General features: G+C 75.7%; 14 protein-coding genes. 4 read left to right on the forward strand and 10 right to left on the reverse strand.

All coding sequences use genetic code 11. The features are described from left to right. The first annotated feature begins 18 nt into the window (after window positions 1-18). Window positions 19-882, forward strand: coding sequence for a helix-turn-helix domain-containing protein (locus ABZZ17_RS04275; protein ID WP_356871803.1), 864 nt, complete (start codon window positions 19-21; stop codon window positions 880-882). A gap of 65 nt (window positions 883-947) precedes the next feature. Here the strand turns inward: ABZZ17_RS04275 and ABZZ17_RS04280 are convergent, their stop codons facing one another. Further along, window positions 948-2,072, reverse strand: coding sequence for a polyprenyl synthetase family protein (locus tag ABZZ17_RS04280; RefSeq protein ID WP_356871805.1), 1,125 nt, complete (start codon window positions 2,070-2,072; stop codon window positions 948-950). A 214-nt stretch (window positions 2,073-2,286) separates the two neighbouring features. Between ABZZ17_RS04280 and ABZZ17_RS04285 the strand changes: the two genes are divergently transcribed. The 3 genes from ABZZ17_RS04285 (at window position 2,287) to ABZZ17_RS04295 (ending at window position 4,502) form a co-directional block, all read left to right on the forward strand. Further along, window positions 2,287-3,111, forward strand: coding sequence for a peptidoglycan recognition family protein (locus ABZZ17_RS04285; protein WP_356871807.1), 825 nt, complete (start codon window positions 2,287-2,289; stop codon window positions 3,109-3,111). Window positions 3,112-3,187: 76 nt separating this feature from the next. Further along, window positions 3,188-3,730 (forward strand): FABP family protein, encoded by a 543-nt coding sequence (locus tag ABZZ17_RS04290; protein ID WP_356871809.1) that lies wholly within the window; start codon window positions 3,188-3,190, stop codon window positions 3,728-3,730. A 97-nt stretch (window positions 3,731-3,827) separates the two neighbouring features. Then, complete coding sequence (locus tag ABZZ17_RS04295) at window positions 3,828-4,502, forward strand: DUF2278 family protein (protein WP_356871811.1); 675 nt, start codon at window positions 3,828-3,830, stop codon at window positions 4,500-4,502. A 43-nt stretch (window positions 4,503-4,545) separates the two neighbouring features. Here the strand turns inward: ABZZ17_RS04295 and ABZZ17_RS04300 are convergent, their stop codons facing one another. The 9 genes from ABZZ17_RS04300 to ABZZ17_RS04340 form a co-directional block, all read right to left on the reverse strand. After that, entirely contained in the window at window positions 4,546-5,373 is an 828-nt protein-coding gene (locus ABZZ17_RS04300) for an alpha/beta hydrolase (RefSeq protein WP_356871813.1), read from the reverse strand. A gap of 57 nt (window positions 5,374-5,430) precedes the next feature. Then, complete coding sequence (locus tag ABZZ17_RS04305; protein WP_356871815.1) at window positions 5,431-6,684, reverse strand: pyridoxal-phosphate dependent enzyme; 1,254 nt, start codon at window positions 6,682-6,684, stop codon at window positions 5,431-5,433. 86 nt (window positions 6,685-6,770) lie between these two features. Then, a complete protein-coding gene (locus ABZZ17_RS04310; protein WP_356871817.1) occupies window positions 6,771-7,562 on the reverse strand; it encodes a class I SAM-dependent methyltransferase in 792 nt (263 codons plus the stop codon). An 82-nt stretch (window positions 7,563-7,644) separates the two neighbouring features. Beyond that, complete coding sequence (locus tag ABZZ17_RS04315) at window positions 7,645-8,604, reverse strand: aldo/keto reductase (protein ID WP_356871819.1); 960 nt, start codon at window positions 8,602-8,604, stop codon at window positions 7,645-7,647. Window positions 8,605-8,778: 174 nt separating this feature from the next. After that, window positions 8,779-9,141, reverse strand: coding sequence for a hypothetical protein (locus ABZZ17_RS04320; RefSeq protein WP_356871821.1), 363 nt, complete (start codon window positions 9,139-9,141; stop codon window positions 8,779-8,781). An 89-nt stretch (window positions 9,142-9,230) separates the two neighbouring features. Further along, window positions 9,231-11,291: a SpoIIE family protein phosphatase gene (locus tag ABZZ17_RS04325; protein WP_356871823.1), complete on the reverse strand. Its 2,061-nt coding sequence runs from the start codon at window positions 11,289-11,291 to the stop codon at window positions 9,231-9,233. Between the two features lie 206 nt (window positions 11,292-11,497). Continuing rightward, complete coding sequence (locus ABZZ17_RS04330) at window positions 11,498-12,703, reverse strand: anhydro-N-acetylmuramic acid kinase (RefSeq protein ID WP_356871825.1); 1,206 nt, start codon at window positions 12,701-12,703, stop codon at window positions 11,498-11,500. Further along, complete coding sequence (locus tag ABZZ17_RS04335; RefSeq protein ID WP_356871827.1) at window positions 12,700-14,025, reverse strand: MFS transporter; 1,326 nt, start codon at window positions 14,023-14,025, stop codon at window positions 12,700-12,702. The genes ABZZ17_RS04330 and ABZZ17_RS04335 overlap by 4 nt, the downstream gene beginning before the upstream one ends. Window positions 14,026-14,160: 135 nt before the next feature. Next, a complete protein-coding gene (locus ABZZ17_RS04340; protein ID WP_356871829.1) occupies window positions 14,161-15,543 on the reverse strand; it encodes an Ig-like domain-containing protein in 1,383 nt (460 codons plus the stop codon). Window positions 15,544-15,558: the final 15 nt, after the last annotated feature.

Here is a 15,558-nt window from a genome sequence, read left to right on the forward strand (position 1 = left end):
GTGCGGCACCCTGGACCCATGACCACCGTGGCCCCCGAATCCGATGTGCGCCGGCACGAGCTGGCGGAGTTCCTGCGCAGCCGCCGGGAGCGGATCACCCCCGAGCAGGTCGGCCTCGTACGCGGCCGGCGGCGCCGCACCCCGGGGCTGCGCCGCGAGGAGGTCGCGCAGCTCTCGGCGGTCGGTGTCACCTGGTACACCTGGCTCGAACAGGCCCGCGAGATCCAGGTGTCCGCGCAGGTACTGGACGCCCTCGCGCGCGCCCTGCTCCTGGACCGGAGCGAGCGGGCCCACCTGTTCTCGCTGGCCGGCAGCCTCGATCCGGCCCCGCACACCCGCTGCCCGAGCGTGACGCCGGAGCTGCGGGCGATGCTCGACCAGCTGGGGCCGATCCCGGCGTGCGTGCAGAACAGCCGCTACGACATCCTCGCGTACAACACGACGTACGGGCGGCTGCTGGGGGACCTGGACCGGCTGCCGCCCGAGGACCGCAACTGCCTGTGGCTGGCGTTCACGGACCCGGACTGGCGGGCGGCGATCGTGGACATGCCCGAGGCGAGCCGGCTGATGGCGGCGAAGTTCCGGGCCTCGATGGCCGAGCATCTGGCCGAGCCGGCCTGGAAGGCGCTGCTGGCCCGGCTGGAGGGGGCGTCGGCGGAGTTCCGGGAGGTGTGGGCGCGGCACGAGGTGGTGGCCCAGGGCGGGAAGACGAAGTACATCCGCAACGCGCACGTGGGGCTGCTGCACCTGCGGCACACCGACCTGTGGCTGGGCCCGGCGGCGGGCCCCCGGCTGGTGGCCTACGTCCCGCAGGACGAGGAGTCCCGCGCCCGTCTAGAGCGGCTCCGGGACCTGTCCCCGGCGGGCGCCGGCCTCGCGTAGGACCTCGGGCGCCCCGCAGGGCCGGCCGGGCCGGTGCCGGTCACGGCACTGGTGCGGTCACGGCACTAGGCGATCCCGGCCAGGGTCTGCAGCGGCAGCAGTTCGAAGAACGTCACCGCCTCCTCCCGCCAGCGGGGCCGCCAGCCGGCGGCCTCCGCCGAGGCGAGTGCGGCGTGGCGCCGGATGCCCGCGCGCAGGCGGTCCTCGGCGCCGCGGCGCCGGCCGATGTCCCGCACCGCGCCGACGGTGTCCGCGGAGCAGTCCGGGTCGCCGAGCGCCGCTTCGACCACGGCCAGGTCCGGGCCGGTGGCCGCGGCGAGGACCGCGGTGACCGCGTAGCTGCGCCGGCCCTCGCGCAGGTCGTTGCCCGCGCCCTTGTCCAGGTCCGGGGCGTCGCCGAACAGGTCCAGGTAGTCGTCGCGCATCTGCCCGCAGATCCCGACCAGGCGCGCGTAGCGGCGCAGCTCCGCGTCGTGCCGCCGGGGGTCGGCGCCGGCCGCCAGCAGGCCCAGCCGGAGCGGGGCGAGGACGGAGTAGCGGGCCGACTTCCACTCGGCGACCTCGTGCAGGGTCGCCTCGTCGGGGAGGGCGGTGAAGTCCCGTTCCAGGTCGGCGATCTGGCCGAGCAGGGTGGCGGTGGCCGCCCCGGTCTGGACCTCCAGCATGGCGTGGCGCAGCGGCAGGGGCGCCGCCGAGCGGAGGAGGACCTGCTGGGAGAGGAACGCGGCGAGGTCTCCGGCGAGGACGGCGAGGCCGAGGGCCGCCCGGGGGTGGTCCGGGAAGCGGGCGCGGTAGGCGTGGTGGGTGGAGGGGCCGGACCGGCGGGTGGGGCTGTTGTCGATGATGTCGTCGTGGATCAGGCCGTGGGTCTGGAGGAGTTCGATGCTCAGCGCGGCGTCGTCCAGCCCCGGGAGGGGGTCGGTGGTGACGAGGCGGGCGGCCTCGTGGAGCAGGGCGACGCGCAGGCGCTTGCCGCCGCGCAGGGACAGGTCCCGCAGGAGGGACAGGCATTCGGGGGCGAAGGCGCTGTGCGGGGGCGCGTCGAGGGTGCCTTCGAGTCCGTCGAAGTACGCGGCGAAGAGCCGGGCGAAGTGGCTCTCGTAGCCGGCGAGACGGCGGGCGATCCGCTCGGCCTGGTCGGCCCCGTCCGGTCGGCCGGTCTGCTCGGTCTGGTCGGCGGTGCCGGTCATGCGCGGGTCTCCTGGGCGGTGGCACGGGCGGGGGCGGGGGCGGACGGTCCCGGACCGGGTCCGACGGAGGATGATCATACGTTCGGGCGTACGGCCGGCCGGGTCCGGTCGCTCCGCCGTCCGGGGGCGGGTCCGTTCCCCGGTGATCCTTTGCTCGTTGGGCGGTAGGCGCCGCGGCCCCGCGGTGCCCCGTCCTCGTGAGAAGGAGCTTCCCATGCGCGCTCGCGCCCTCGCTTCGCCCGGCCTCAGCCGCCGGATGGTCCTGGCCGGCGCGCTCGGGCTGGGGGCGGCGGCCGGGTGGCCGGGGGCCGGACGTGCCCACGCGTCGGCCGCCACCGGTCCCGCGGTCTTCGGCTGTGAGGCGTGGGGTGCCCGGGAGCCGTCCGAGTCCGTCGTGGTCCTGGCTTCCGCGCCGCGGCGGATCGTCGTGCACCACACGGCGACGAAGAACGTGACGGACTACTCGCAGCAGCGCGCGTTCGCGCTGGCGCGGGCGATCCAGAACTACCACATGGACGTGCAGGGCTGGATCGACACCGGTCAGCACTTCACCATCAGCCGGGGCGCCTTCGTCACCGAGGGCCGCCACCGTTCCCTCGCCGAGCTGACCTCGGGCCTCCGGCAGGTGCGGTCCGCGCACTGCGTGGGCCAGAACGACGTGTCCGTCGGCATCGAGAACGAGGGCACGTACACCAGCGAGGAGCCGCCGGCCCAGCAGTTCGAGGCCCTGGTGGCGCTGTGCACGCACGTCTGCGACCGGTACGGCATCGATCCGTCCGAGATCCACGGGCACCGGGACTTCAACGACACCGCGTGCCCGGGCGACCGGCTGTACGCGCTCCTCCCCCGCCTGCGCAAGGACGTGGCCGTCCGGCTCGGCGTCCGGCTGGGTGAGCCCGGCTACCCCGGTTTCCCGGGGATCCCCCCGTACGAGGACCGGGACGCGTGGAACGGTCCGGCGGAGTACCTCCCCCCGGGCGTACTGGACCAGGAGATCGCCCGGTGGACGGGACGCGGAGCCGGCCGGCCGTCCCGCTAGGTCGGTGGCCGGTGGACCTTTCCGGTCACGGCACTAGGCTGCGGTTCGCGCGACGCCCCGTAGAGACAAGGTGAACATGTTCGATCCGGTGCAGGAAAATCCTTACCCCGACACCCACGTCCTCGGTGAAGGACCGGCCCCGCATCCGCAGTTGACTCCGGTGCTGCCGCTGCTGGGCCGCTGGCACGGACGGGGCGAGGGCGAGTACCCGACCCTCGACGCGGACTTCCGCTACGAGCAGGAGATCACCTTCAGTCACGACGGGCGCCCCTTCCTGCGGTACGAGGCGCGGGCCTGGCTGATCGACGGCTCCGGTGCCCCGGTGCGGCCGGCGGGCCGTGAGGCCGGCTGGTGGCGGGTGCTGCCCGACGCGTCCCTGGAGGTCGTGCTCGCCCACCCCACGGGGATCGTCGAGACGTACGTCGGGCAGGTGACCGGCTCCGAGATCGAGATCGCGACGAAGGAGGTGGCGCTGACCCCGCGGGCCAAGGAGGTCACCGCGACCCGGCGCCACTACACGCTGGGCGAGGGGGAGCTGACGGTGCTGCAGGACATGGCGGCCGTGGGGCAGCCGCTCCAGCACCACCTGACGACGCGTCTGCGCCGCCGCCCCTCCTGAGGACGGAGGACCGGAGGCCGCGCGGGGACCGGATCACGGGTACCGGTTCCCCGCGCGTCCCGGGCGCGGGCGGCGGGCCGGTGGTTGACTGGACGGCATGCCACTAGACGCCTACGGCGTGCTGTCAGGGACGCTGCACCGCCATTTCCGCGACCGGCCCGACACCCAGGGCGCCTGGTTCCACGTCAATCTGGAGGTCGACGCTCCCGCCGGGCGCTACCGGTGCGCCGTCGACGTGGACAGCAAGGAGTCGGCCACCGGGGTGCGGTGGAAGACGCTCGTGCTCGCGCCGTCGGTGCTCGATCCGGTGCCGTCCCTGGCTCCCGGGTACCACGACCTCTCCATGAGCTCCGGTTCGGGCGCCCTGGACTACCTGCGGCACCCGGCGCTCGCGGACCGGTCCGGCTGCCTCTTCCTGCGCCGCCCTCCGGCCCTGCTCCGGGCGCTCGCGGACCGGTGGAGCCCGCAGCGGCCGTGGACCTCCGGTTCCAACCTCGACGCCGCCCGCGCGCTGGAGCCGATCCTGGTACCCGGGAGGGAGATCCTGGTCTTCGGGGAGCCGTTCCGCCACCACGGCCTGGGGATGCACAACATCCACCAGAACCAGGGCGACCCGTACGACAGCCAGTGGTGGGATGACAACGGCACCTGGCAGGACGGCGCGACCCTGACCCGGCGGCCGGACGGCTGGTACGACGCCTTCCTGAACCGGTTCTCCAGCCAGCTCGACCCGACCGACGACGACGGCCATCCGCTGCCGTCCGCGGGCTGAGCGGCGTCCGACGGGCTGAGCGGCGTTCCGCGGGCGGCTCCGGTCAGCCGAGGAAGGCCCGTACCGCCGCCGTGAACCGGTCGGCGTCGTCGATCCACGGGTAGTGCCCGGCCCCGGGCTGTACGACGAGCCTCGCGTCGGGGAACAGGCCGGCGAACGCGGCCACGGTCCCGGGGGGACTGTTCAGGTCGTACTCCCCGGCCAGCAGCAGCGTCGGCACCCCGCAGCCGGCGAGCGCCTCCCGGGCGCCCGGCGGGTCGAAGGCTCCCTCCGCTCCGAATCCGGCGACGGCCTGCCCGTTGGCCGGGCGGGCGGCCGCCTGGTGTGCGCGCGCCGCGTCGTCCCACCGGCCGCAGAAGAAGGGGCTGACGGCCTCCCAGTCGCCGCCGGTGCCGCGGGTGATCGCCTCCAGGGCGGCGAACGCCCCGGGGAACCAGGGTTCGTCCGCGCGCAGCCGGGCGAGCGCGCGCCGTTCCTCGCCGGTGGCCTCGATGCCGACGGCCCGGCTGCCCGGGGTGATCAGCGCGAGCCTGCCGAGGCGCTCCGGGTGGCGGATCGCGTACTGGGTGGCGACGTTGGCGCCGGCGGAGTGGCCGAGCAGGTCGGTGCGGTCGAGACCGAGGTGGACGCGCAGGGCCTCGACGTCGTCGACGATCCGGTCGCAGCGGTAGGAGGAGGGGTCTGCGGGGACTTCGGAGCGGCCGGTGCCGCGCAGGTCCAAGGCGATGAGGCGGCGGTGCGCGGACAGTCCGCCGAGGTCACCGAGGTAGCGGGAGTCGGCCGGTCCGCCCGGGACGCAGAGGAGCGGATCGCCGTCCCCGAGTACGCGGTAGGCGAGGCGGGTTCCGTCGGTGGTGGTGAAGGTGGGCATCCTGGGACCCTGTCAGCGGGGGCCCCGGGAGGCAACCGGAATACTCCCCCGGGCGCGTCAGCCGATGCCGGCGTCCTCCAGCAGCCGGGAGACCGTGTCCCAGGCGGGGTCGACGGGTTCCAGGGGTTCGGCGCCCACGCCGAGGCCCTTGAAGCCGCTGGATGTGGACACGCACACCACGGGCCCGTCGAACTCCTCTCCGGCGGCGGTCCGCTGCCGCAGCCCCGCCAGTCCGGCCGCGGCGGACAGCTCCGCCCAGATCCCCTGGGCGGCCAGGGCCGCCTGGGCGCCGGACAGCTCGGCGTCCGTCACCAGCAGGGCGGCCCCCCGGCTGTCGAGGACGGCGCGGACCCCCCGGTGTCCGCCCGCCGCGCAGCTGATGGCGTACGCGTCGGTGGGGCCGACCGGTACGACGGCGGCGGGGGTGCCGGAGCGGATCGCCGCCGACAGCGGGCCGCCCGCGGCGGGTTCGCAGCCGATCATGCGGGGCACCCGGTCGGTGACGCCGAGCCGGCGCAGTTCCGCGAAGCCCTTCCCGATGCCGAAGAGCATCTCGGCGTACCCGGTGGGGGCGAACACGGCGGCGGGGACGCCGATCTCGGCGTGGATCTCGTAGGCGATGGTCTTGTACCCCTCCGCGCCGAAGGGGTGTCCGGTGTGCGTGCGCGTCAGGTTGCTGACGGGGTGGAAGCCGAGCCGGTCGGTGATCTCGTTCAGCAGCGGCCAGCGGTCGGGCGCCGGAACGGGCAGGACGACGGCGCCGTACGCCCGCAGGAACGAGGCGACGGCGGGCGGGGCGCCGGCGGAGGCGAGCACCACGCACCGCAGGCCGGCGCGGGCGGCGTAGGCCGCGGCCGAGGCGCCGTGGTTCCCGGAGGAGGCCACGGCGATGCCCGGTGCTCCCTCGTGGACGGCCGCGCTCACCGTGACCCGGTTGAGCCGGTCCTTGTGGCTCCACGTGGGGTTGCGCGACTCGTCCTTGATCCAGACTCCGTCGCCGAAGGGGAGCAGCGGGGTGGCGCCCTCCCCCAGCCCGGGTGCGTCGAGCGGGGGCAGGAGCGGCGCCCAGCGTTCCAGTCCGGCGCGCACCGGTGCGTCGAAGAGGCCGGCGGGGGTGTCCTCGTAGGCGTAGTCGACCTCCAGGGGGAAGTCCGTCCGCTCCGTCCGGGTACCGGGGCAGCCGCGCGGCAGCGGCGGCCACAGCGGGTACTCCAGCCGTGGATCGCCCAACGACCGCTGGGACCTGGCCAGCGAGCCGCCGTGGTTCCTCGGGGCGGGGGCGGCCGTCGGGCCGGGGGAGGCAGCAGTCATGCGGCCATCCTAGGCGGGGCCGGGGGCGGGGAGCCGGGGGCCGCTGCCCGGGCTCCAGCGGGCCTCCGGCCGGGTTCGACGGGTGGTCAGAGCGCCCGGGCGGTGGTGACCACCAGGGGCGGGTCCGCCCGCTCGGCCCGCCACGGGCGGCTGCGGACGAGGTCCGGGTCCGCGACGTCGAGCGCCTCGTCGACGGTGGGGTGGTGCTGGACTACGTCCCCGAAGCCGGCGCGGTCCAGCAGGGCCGGCAGGACGCCGACGGGCCAGGCGTGGTTGCTCATCTCCTGCCAGGAGCCGTCGGTGCGCAGCAGTCGTACGGTCAGCGGGTCGCCGGGCCCGTACTCCTCGCCCGCCTCACCGATGCGCAGCGACGCGTACGCGGTGCCGCTGCGGGCGGGGTCGGTGCTCAGCAGGGCGAAGGGGGCGCCGGGGCGCAGGAGCCGGCGGATCTCGGTGAAGACGGCGAGGACCGCCTCCCGCGTGGGCAGCGAGGCCAGGACGTGGTTGCACATGACGGCGTCGGCGCAGCCGTCCGCGAGGGCGGTGACCCGGCCGTCCTCCACGAGGTGGAACTCGGCGACGGCCCGCGCCCCGTCGCGGGCCAGGTCGAGCATCTCGGGCGAGGTGTCGACCCCGATGACGTACGCGCCGAGCCGGCGGGCCGCGCGGTCGGCGACCTTGCCGGGGCCGCAGCCGTAGTCCACGAGGACCGAGCCGGCGCCGATCCGGTCGGACAGGGCCCGGAAGACGAAGGGGTAGCCGAGGAGCCAGTCCGTGGCCGCCTCCACCGCCGCGAAGGCCTGCGCGCCCTCGCTCCCGGACCAGGCCGCGCCGCCGCCGTCACCGGCCGGGCCGGGTCCCTCCGCGCTCTCGCTCACCGCCCCACTATCGGCCCCGGGCGAGGTCGCGGAGGTGTTACGACACGGCGGAACCCGGTGCTCGGGGCGGTGGTGCCGCTGCTCAGGGCAGCGGTACCCCGCGGGCCGTGACCCAGAGCTCGTACCACTCCTCGTGGGTGAGGTCGGGCTCGCGCCGGGCCGCGTCGCGGCAGGCGCGGATGCGGTCCGGGCGGGCGCTGCCGATGACCGGGGCGATGCCGGCGGGGTGCCGCATCAGCCACCACAGCAGGACCGTCTCGGGCGTGGTGCCCTTGCGGTGGGCGAGGTTGGCCAGGAGGTCGGCCGTGGCCCGTTCGGCGGGGGTCTCCTGGCGGCCGGTGAAGCGGCCCTGGGCCAGCGCGCCCCAGGCCTGGAGGCGGATGCCGTGGTCGGCGCAGTGCTCCAGCGTGCCGAAGGGGAAGCCGTTGGCGGCGGCCCGGGGGGTGTTGAGCAGCACCCCGGCCTCGACCCAGTCGCGGCTGTGCAGGCTCATCTCCAGCTGGTTCGCCACGAGCGGCAGGCCGAGCCCCGCCTGGAGCCGGGCGATCTGCGCGGCCCCCATGTTGGACACGCCGAAGGCGCGTACGAGGCCCTGCCGGTGCAGGGACGTCAGGGCCCGCGCGATGTCGTCGGGGTCGGCGAGGGGGTCGGGGCGGTGCAGGAGCAGGACGTCGACCGCGTCGGTCCGCAGCCGGGTCAGGCTCTCCTCGACCCGCCGCGTGATGCTCTCGCCGCGCAGGTCGTAGCGGCCCGGGCCGGTGCCGTCCGCGAGGCGGATCCCGCACTTGGTCTGGAGGGTGATGCGTTCGCGCAGTCCGGGCGTCCGCGCGAGGACCTCGCCGAAGACCGCCTCGGACTTGCCGTGGCGGTAGATGTCGGCGTGGTCGAAGGCCGTGATGCCGCTGTCGAGGGCCGCCTCGACGGCCGCCTCGGCGGCGTCGATGTCCGCGGGCCCGTACGGCGCCGGATCCCAGCTCCCGCCCAGCCCCATGCACCCGTACAGCACCCGGTACCCGCTCGCGCCCGTGTTCGGTTTCGTCACGACGCCACCCTAGGCGGTGTCCCGGCGTGACGTACCGGGCCCCGGATCGTTGAACAGGCGGTCAAGCGAAGTGACCGTACGAGGCCCCGGGGCCGCGACGCCCCGGGGCCTCGTGCTGTTCGGCGGGCGCGGGCCGCGGCGCGAACGGCCGCCGGGGGGGCGGCGGCGGGCGGGTCAGCCCTGGGCCTTGATGTGGTCCACGACCTCGGTGAACTCCCGCGTCGGGGAGAAGTCGACGTACTCACAGTCCTCCAGGGCCACGGGGGCGTGGCCGGCCGGCCAGTAGAAGGCCTGACCCGCCTCGTAGACCTCCTCGCCGTCCTTCGTCACCATCTTCAGCCGGCCCTTGAGCAGGTAGCCCCAGTGCGGGCAGGGGCAGAGGTCGTCCGGCATGCCCTTGAGGGCGGGAGCCATGTCGGTCCCCGCGGGGAACCGCACGAAGGCGACGGACAGGCCGCCGCCGATCTCCCGGGTGCGCAGCTCGACGCCGCCGCCCTCGATCTCCACCGGTGTGTTCTCGCGCGTCGTCGCCGTCATGGATCGTCCCTCGCTCACCTCGGTCAGTGGTGCGTACGTCCCCCTTCCACCCTGGACCCGGCGGGCCCGCGGCGCACCTCCCCGTCCCGTCAGGGCGCGCGGCGGACGCGGGCCAGGACCAGGACCGTGTCGTCGGCGGCCGGGTCGGGCAGCAGGTTGGCCAGGATGCGGTCGGCGGTCGTCTCCAGCGTGTCCTGCGGGCCGCCCGGGCGGCCGAGTTCGGCGCGCAGCGCGTCGAGCCCGGCCTCGATGTCCCGGCCGCGCGCCTCGACGAGTCCGTCGGTGTACAGGGCGAGGACCGCCCGCTCGGGGAGTTCGATCTCCGTCGTGCGGAAGGGGAAGCCTCCGACGCCGAGCGGCACGCCGAGGACCTCGTCGACGGTCCGTACCGTGCCGTCGGGGTGGAGGACCAGGAGCGGGGGGTGGCCGGCGCTGGCGATGCGGGCGCGTCCGGTCGTCGCGTCGTAGACGAGGTAGAGGCAGGTGGCCAGCTCGATGCCGGCCTCCCGCGCGAGCGCGTCGAGCTCGCCGAGCATGGCGGCCGGTTCGACCTCTCGCCGGGCCAGGGCCTTGGTGGTGATGCGGAGCCGGCCCATGGCCGCGGCGGCCGGGACCCCGTGCCCCATCACGTCGCCGACCACCAGGGCGACCCGGTGGCCGGGCAGTTCGATCACGTCGTACCAGTCTCCGCCGACCTCGGTGACGCGGCCGCCGGGGACGTAGCGGTGCGCCACCTCCGCGTAGGGGCTGGTCGCCTGCGCGCTGGGCAGCAGGGCTCGCTGGAGGGTGAGGGAGATGTCCTGGACGCGGCTGTACAGGCGGGCGTTGTCCAGGCAGATCGCGGCGCGGGAGGCCAGCTCCCCGGCCAGGGCGAGGTCGTCCCCGGTGAACGCCGGGCGGCCGCCGGAACGGCCGAACACAGCGATGCCCTGGACGGTGCCCCGGGCGATGAGGGGTGCGACGAGGACGCAGGCCACCCCGCTCTCGGCCATGAGGCGCGCGCGGGACTCGATGGAGACGGTGCGGGTCAGGAAGTCCTCGTCGACGGTGGCGGAGACGGGCCGGCCGGTGCGCAGCATGTCGTGGATGACGGAGCCGGGCGGGCAGCGCACCCGCTCCACTCCGCTGACGAGTTCGGTGGCGGGCGGCGGCAGGACCGTCCCGGAGGCGATGCGGCGGGTGAGGAGCGGGCGGTCGGGGTCGAAGAGCTCGGTCTCGTCCATCCACTCCACGACTTCGACCACGGCGCCGTCGCAGAACTCGGGCATCGCCACGTCGACCAGCTCCTGGGCGGTCCGCCCCACGTCCAGGGTGGTGCCGATGGTGGTGGAGGCGCGGTCCAGCAGGGCGAGGCGGCGGCGTCCCGCGGCCGCTTCCAGGATGGCCCGTTCCCGGTCGGTGACGTCCAGGATCAGTCCGCCGAGCCCGGGCCGCGTGCCGACGGCGCCGCTGAGGGGGAAGAAGCTCACCGAGCGCACCTGGTCACGGTCCGGATGGCCGAGGGGGTGCAGGCCGGTCAGCACCCCGACGGCGGGTGCGCCCTCGTCGGCCACTGCGTGGAGCATGCTCCGGAACTCGTCCCCGTCGGTCACGATCATGACCTCGTCGATGCGGCGGCCGAGGTGTTCCGCGATGGGCAGGCCGTCCATGTCGGCGAGGGCCTGGTTGAGGTGGACGTAGCGGAGGTCCTGGTCGAGCATGACCAGGCCGATGGGGCAGGTTTCGAAGAGCGCGTCGAGGAAGGCCAGGTTGCCCTTGACCCGGTCGAGCTCCTCGCTGCGGCTGGCCAGGCCCATGACCACCGAGCGGCCGCCGGTGCCGGTCACGGGGAAGACCCGGAATCCGCAGGCGAAGGCGGTGCCGTCGCGGTGGCGTGCCGTGAGCCGGCCCCGCCAGTAGCCCTCGGTCCTGGCCCGCTCCACCAGCCGGGAGGCCGCCGCGGGGCCCTCGGCGAGGAGGAGCCCGCCGGGCCGCGCGAGGATCTCGCCCGCGTGGTGGCCGAAGAGGTCGTGGGCGCCGGGGCCCCAGTAGCAGACGAGTCCCTGGTCGTCGATGCCGAAGACGGCCACGGAGACGTGTTCGAGCAGGGTTCCGGGCTCGGACCGGAAGGGGCCCTGAGCCTGCTCGCCCCCCGGTCGCACCGATGGCACGGGACGTCCCCTTCCGCCTGCCGTTCCTCCACTCACTATGCGGACGGCGGACCGTTCCGGCGAGGCGGGGCACCCGCCGTTCGGATGTACGTTCGACAGCCGGCCGGGGTTCAGCGGGCGAGGCGCCACTCCTGGTCCGCCCTGCCCACGCACGGGAGCTGGACGACGGCGGCCGTCGCCTCCGTACTGCCCTCACGGACGGTGCATCATCCGGGCCGGGATCCTTCCGTCGGGGGCGGGACGACGACCAGGGAGGCCGGCGGGTAGGCCGGCCCGGGCGGCAGGCGCAGCGGGCCCCGGCCCGGGGTGAGGGAGCCGAGGATCCGGGGACCGCGGGCGCCGGTGCACGCGGGGGCGTTGCCGGGGAGCCCGTGCAGGGCCAGGAACCCGAGGACGGCGAAGGCGTACGCCTCCTTCGCGCCGGCGGGCAGGCCGAGCACGCCGGAGTCCAGCAGGGCGGTGTCCGCGGGCAGCTCCTCCCGGAGCGCGGCCATGAGCACCGGGTTGCGGGTGCCGCCGCCGGAGGCGAAGACCTCGGTGACGCCGAGCGGGCCCAGCCCGTCGGCGACGGTCCGCGCGGTGAGCCGGGTGAGCGTGGCCATGACGTCCTGCGGCGGCAGGCCGCCGAAGCCCGCGAGGGCCGCGTCCAGGTGTCCGGGGTGGAAGAGCTCCTTGCCGGTGGTCTTGGGTGCGGGCAGCCGGTAGTACGGCTCGGCCAGCAGGCGCCGCAGCAGCGGCGCGTGGACCCGTCCGGTGGCCGCGAGGGCGCCGCCCTCGTCGAACCCCGGCCCGCCGGGGGCGAGTCGGCGCGCGGCCGCGTCCAGCAGGGCGTTGCCGGGCCCGGTGTCGAAGGCCAGCGGCGGTCCGGACGCGGGCAGGGCGGTGACGTTGGCGATCCCGCCGATGTTGAGGGCGGCCGGCGCGCCGGGGCGGCCGCGCAGGAGCATCAGGTCGATCAGGCTGACCAGCGGGGCGCCCTGGCCGCCCGCCGCGACGTCGCCCGGGCGGAAGTCGGCGACGACGGGGCGGCCGGTGGCCTCGGCGATCCAGGCGGGACGGCCGAGCTGGAGCGTCCCGTGCACGGTTCCGCCGGATGCCCAGTGGTAGACGGTCTGCCCGTGCGAGGCGATCAACTCGGCCTGGCTACCGCACAGTTCGCGGTCGGCGCGGACGGCCAGTGCCGCGAAGGCCTGCCCGATGCGGGTGTCGAGCGCGCACACGTCGGCCAGGGTGGTGGCCGTGGGGGGCAGGGCCGCGGCGAGCGCGGTCCGCAGGGTGTCCTCGTAGGGGGCGCTGATCATGCCCAGCGGGACCAGCCGCAGGGCGTCGCCCCCGTCGGTGAACGCGAGGTCCGCGGCGGCGGCGTCGATCGCGTCGTAGGAGGTGCCCGACATCAGGCCGACGACCCTCATCGCAGGGGCCGCAGGTGGTCGTCGCGGCGCAGGCCCGCCAGGGCGAGGGCGCTGAGGGCGCAGGCGCCGGCGGCGTAGTAGGCGGGGACGTCGGTGTCGCCCGTCGCGGCGGTCAGGGCCGTGACGGCGAGGCCCGCGCAGCCGGAGAAGACGGCGTTGGCGAGGGAGTAGGCCAGCCCGAGCCCGGTGCAGCGCACGGACGCGGGGAACATCTCCGCGAGCATGGCGGGCCCGGGGCCGGCGAGCAGGCCGACGGCGGCGCCCGCGCCGAGTACGGCGGCCGCCTTGGCCGTCGCGGAGGCGGCCGGGTCCTGGAGGAGGTGCAGGAGCGGGAGGGCGAAGAGGGTGACGCACAGGGCGCCGCAGAGCATGACGGGGCGGCGGCCGACGCGGTCGCTGAGGATGCCGGCGGGCAGGATCGCGGCGGCGAAGCCGAGGTTGGCGACGGTGGTGGCGATCAGGGCCTCCCGGAAGGTCGCGCCGAGGGTGGACTGGAGGTAGGAGGGGAGCACGACGAGGAAGGTGTACCCGGCCGCCGACCAGCCCATGATCCGGCCGATGCCGAGCGCGACGGCGCGGGCGGTGCCGGGGGCCGCGGGCGCCGCGGCGGCGGGATCCGGCGGGGGCGGCGCGGGGGCCCGGGGCGGGGGCGGTGGCTCCGTCAGGCCGGTGCGCAGCCACAGCGCCACCGCGCCGAGGGGCAGGGCGAGCAGGAACGGGATCCGCCAGCCCCAGTCGTACAGGGCCGCCGAGGAGAGCAGGGAGGCGGCCGTGGCGGCCGTGGCGGCGCCCGCGAGGAGGCCGAGGGCGACGGTGAAGGACTGCCACGCGCCGTAGCGGCCGCGCCGCCCGGCGGGCGCGTACTCGGTCATCAGGGCGACCGCCCCGCCGAACTCCCCTCCCGCGGAGAGGCCTTGGAGGGCGCGCAGCAGGGTGAGCAGCCAGGGGGCGGCGTCGCCGGCCGTGGCCCGGGTGGGCAGCAGGCCGATGAGGGCGGTGGCGGCCGTCATGAGGCAGATGACGAGGACGAGGGTGGGGCGGCGGCCGACGCGGTCCCCGAGCCGGCCGAACAGCAGGGCTCCCGCGGGGCGGAAGAAGAAGGCCACGGCGAAGGAGGCGTAGGTGGCGATGAGCGGTCCGGCGCCGGCCGGGCCCGTCGCGGGGTCCGGGGTGAAGAACCGGGCGGCGATGACCGTGGCGAAGCAGCCGTAGACGCCGAACTCGTACCACTCGACGAAGTTGCCCGCCGCGCCGGCGACCAGGGCCCGGCGCGGGCGGGTGACGGCCTGCGGTGCGGGGCTGCGCAGCTGGAGAGGGGTCACCGGTGGTGGGTGCCCGGTGCGCGGGGCGGGGATGCCTCGGGGCCGTGCGGTTCAGCACATCGGCCCCGGCCCGGCGGGCGCCGGCCGCCCCGGCCGCCCCGGCGGCCGACGGCGGGTCAGGCGGCCGGCGGCGGGTCAGGTCGTCGGGTGGAGGCGGGACGCGCGGAGCGGGGCGGGGTCCCGTGGGGGTGCGGCGGCGAGGGCGCTGCCCGACAGCCAGGTGCGCCAGTCCAGGTTCCAGTCGCCGATGCCGTTGCTGAAGGGGGGCATCTCGTCGCCGCCGCTGTTGACCACCTCCACGATGTCGCCCTCGCGGACCGTCTCGAAGAACCAGGCGGCGTCCTCGGTGCTCATGCCCGTGCAGCCGTGGCTGACGTTCTCCTCGCCCTGCGCCTCGACCGACCAGGGGGCGGCGTGGACGTACTCGCCGCTCCAGGTGACGCGGGTCGCGTAGAGGACGGGCAGGTCGTAGAACTCCTTGGTGCCGCGCTGGATCCCGACGGAGTCGCCGCGCATGCGGACCTTGCGCTCCTTGCCGAGGACGACCTTGATGCCGCTGCGGGTCAGGAAGCCCGCCTTGCCGGTGGTGACGGGGATGGTCCTGATGACCCGTCCGTTGCGGCGTACGGTCATCTCGTGGGCGGCGGAGTCGGTGACGGCCTCGATCCGGTCGCCGACGGTGAACCGGAGGGGCTCGGAGGGCCCCCCGTACCCCTGGTCGCCGAGTTCGACCCCGTCGAGTCCGCTGCTGACGCGGACGACGGTGTGGGCGGGCCAGTAGGTGCGGGGCCGGAAGTGCAGGGTGGAGTCGTCGACCCAGTGCCAGGCGCCCTCGACGTGCGGCTCCGAGGTCACCTGGAGCGCCTGCTCCAGCCGGACGCGGGCTTCGGTGTCGGTCGCGGGCACCGGGCGGCTGAGTTCGGCCGTGACGATCTCGCCCGCGCCGTACGTGCCGGGCAGGGGGCCGAACTCGGCGGTGAGGCGGCCCCCGTCGGCGGGCGGCGAGGTCCTGAAGGCCATGGTCGCGCCGACCGGTGCGCCGGACCCGTCCTGGGCGCCGACCCGCACGGTGTAGCTCTCGCCCGCCCGCAGCGGTTCGGTGTTGCGCCAGCGGCCGGTGCCGGGGAGCAGTTCGCCGGCCAGGTGCCGGCCGTGGGCGTCGTGGACGCTCACGTCGGTGAGGCGGCCCGCGGACTCGGCGGCGATCTCCAGGGGGCCGTCGGGGTCGGTGGGCAGGACGTCCCCCGCGACCGCGTACGGGCCGCGCAGGACGGCTCCGTCGCCCCGGGCGGTCGCCAGCACCCGCTGTTCGCGCCAGGCACCGCACAGGCCGGCCCGGTAGGTCCCCGCGGCGCACCGCACCCCGCCGGACCCGCGGCCGACGTCGAGCGCGCGGGCGACCAGCAGGGTCACGGCCGCCCCGGGGGGCGTACCCGCGCCGCGGCGCGGGACGTCCGCGCCGGGGGCCCGGCCCGGCGCGGCGGCCACGACCAGCACGGCGCCCGTCACCGCGGCCACGACACTCCAGGCCCT

This window comes from Streptomyces sp. NPDC006512 (genome assembly GCF_040611935.1).
In the GTDB taxonomy this organism is placed as follows: domain Bacteria; phylum Actinomycetota; class Actinomycetes; order Streptomycetales; family Streptomycetaceae; genus Streptomyces.

What these genes read in the sequence shown, in the direction of transcription:
- ABZZ17_RS04275 (WP_356871803.1), top strand. Translation starts at nt 19, where the DNA reads ATGACCACCGTGGCCCCCGAATCCGATGTGCGCCGGCACGAGCTGGCG.
- ABZZ17_RS04280 (WP_356871805.1), bottom strand. Translation starts at nt 2,072, where the DNA reads ATGACCGGCACCGCCGACCAGACCGAGCAGACCGGCCGACCGGACGGG.
- ABZZ17_RS04285 (WP_356871807.1), top strand. Translation starts at nt 2,287, where the DNA reads ATGCGCGCTCGCGCCCTCGCTTCGCCCGGCCTCAGCCGCCGGATGGTC.
- ABZZ17_RS04290 (WP_356871809.1), top strand. Translation starts at nt 3,188, where the DNA reads ATGTTCGATCCGGTGCAGGAAAATCCTTACCCCGACACCCACGTCCTC.
- ABZZ17_RS04295 (WP_356871811.1), top strand. Translation starts at nt 3,828, where the DNA reads ATGCCACTAGACGCCTACGGCGTGCTGTCAGGGACGCTGCACCGCCAT.
- ABZZ17_RS04300 (WP_356871813.1), bottom strand. Translation starts at nt 5,373, where the DNA reads ATGCCCACCTTCACCACCACCGACGGAACCCGCCTCGCCTACCGCGTA.
- ABZZ17_RS04305 (WP_356871815.1), bottom strand. Translation starts at nt 6,684, where the DNA reads ATGACTGCTGCCTCCCCCGGCCCGACGGCCGCCCCCGCCCCGAGGAAC.
- ABZZ17_RS04320 (WP_356871821.1), bottom strand. Translation starts at nt 9,141, where the DNA reads ATGACGGCGACGACGCGCGAGAACACACCGGTGGAGATCGAGGGCGGC.
- ABZZ17_RS04330 (WP_356871825.1), bottom strand. Translation starts at nt 12,703, where the DNA reads ATGAGGGTCGTCGGCCTGATGTCGGGCACCTCCTACGACGCGATCGAC.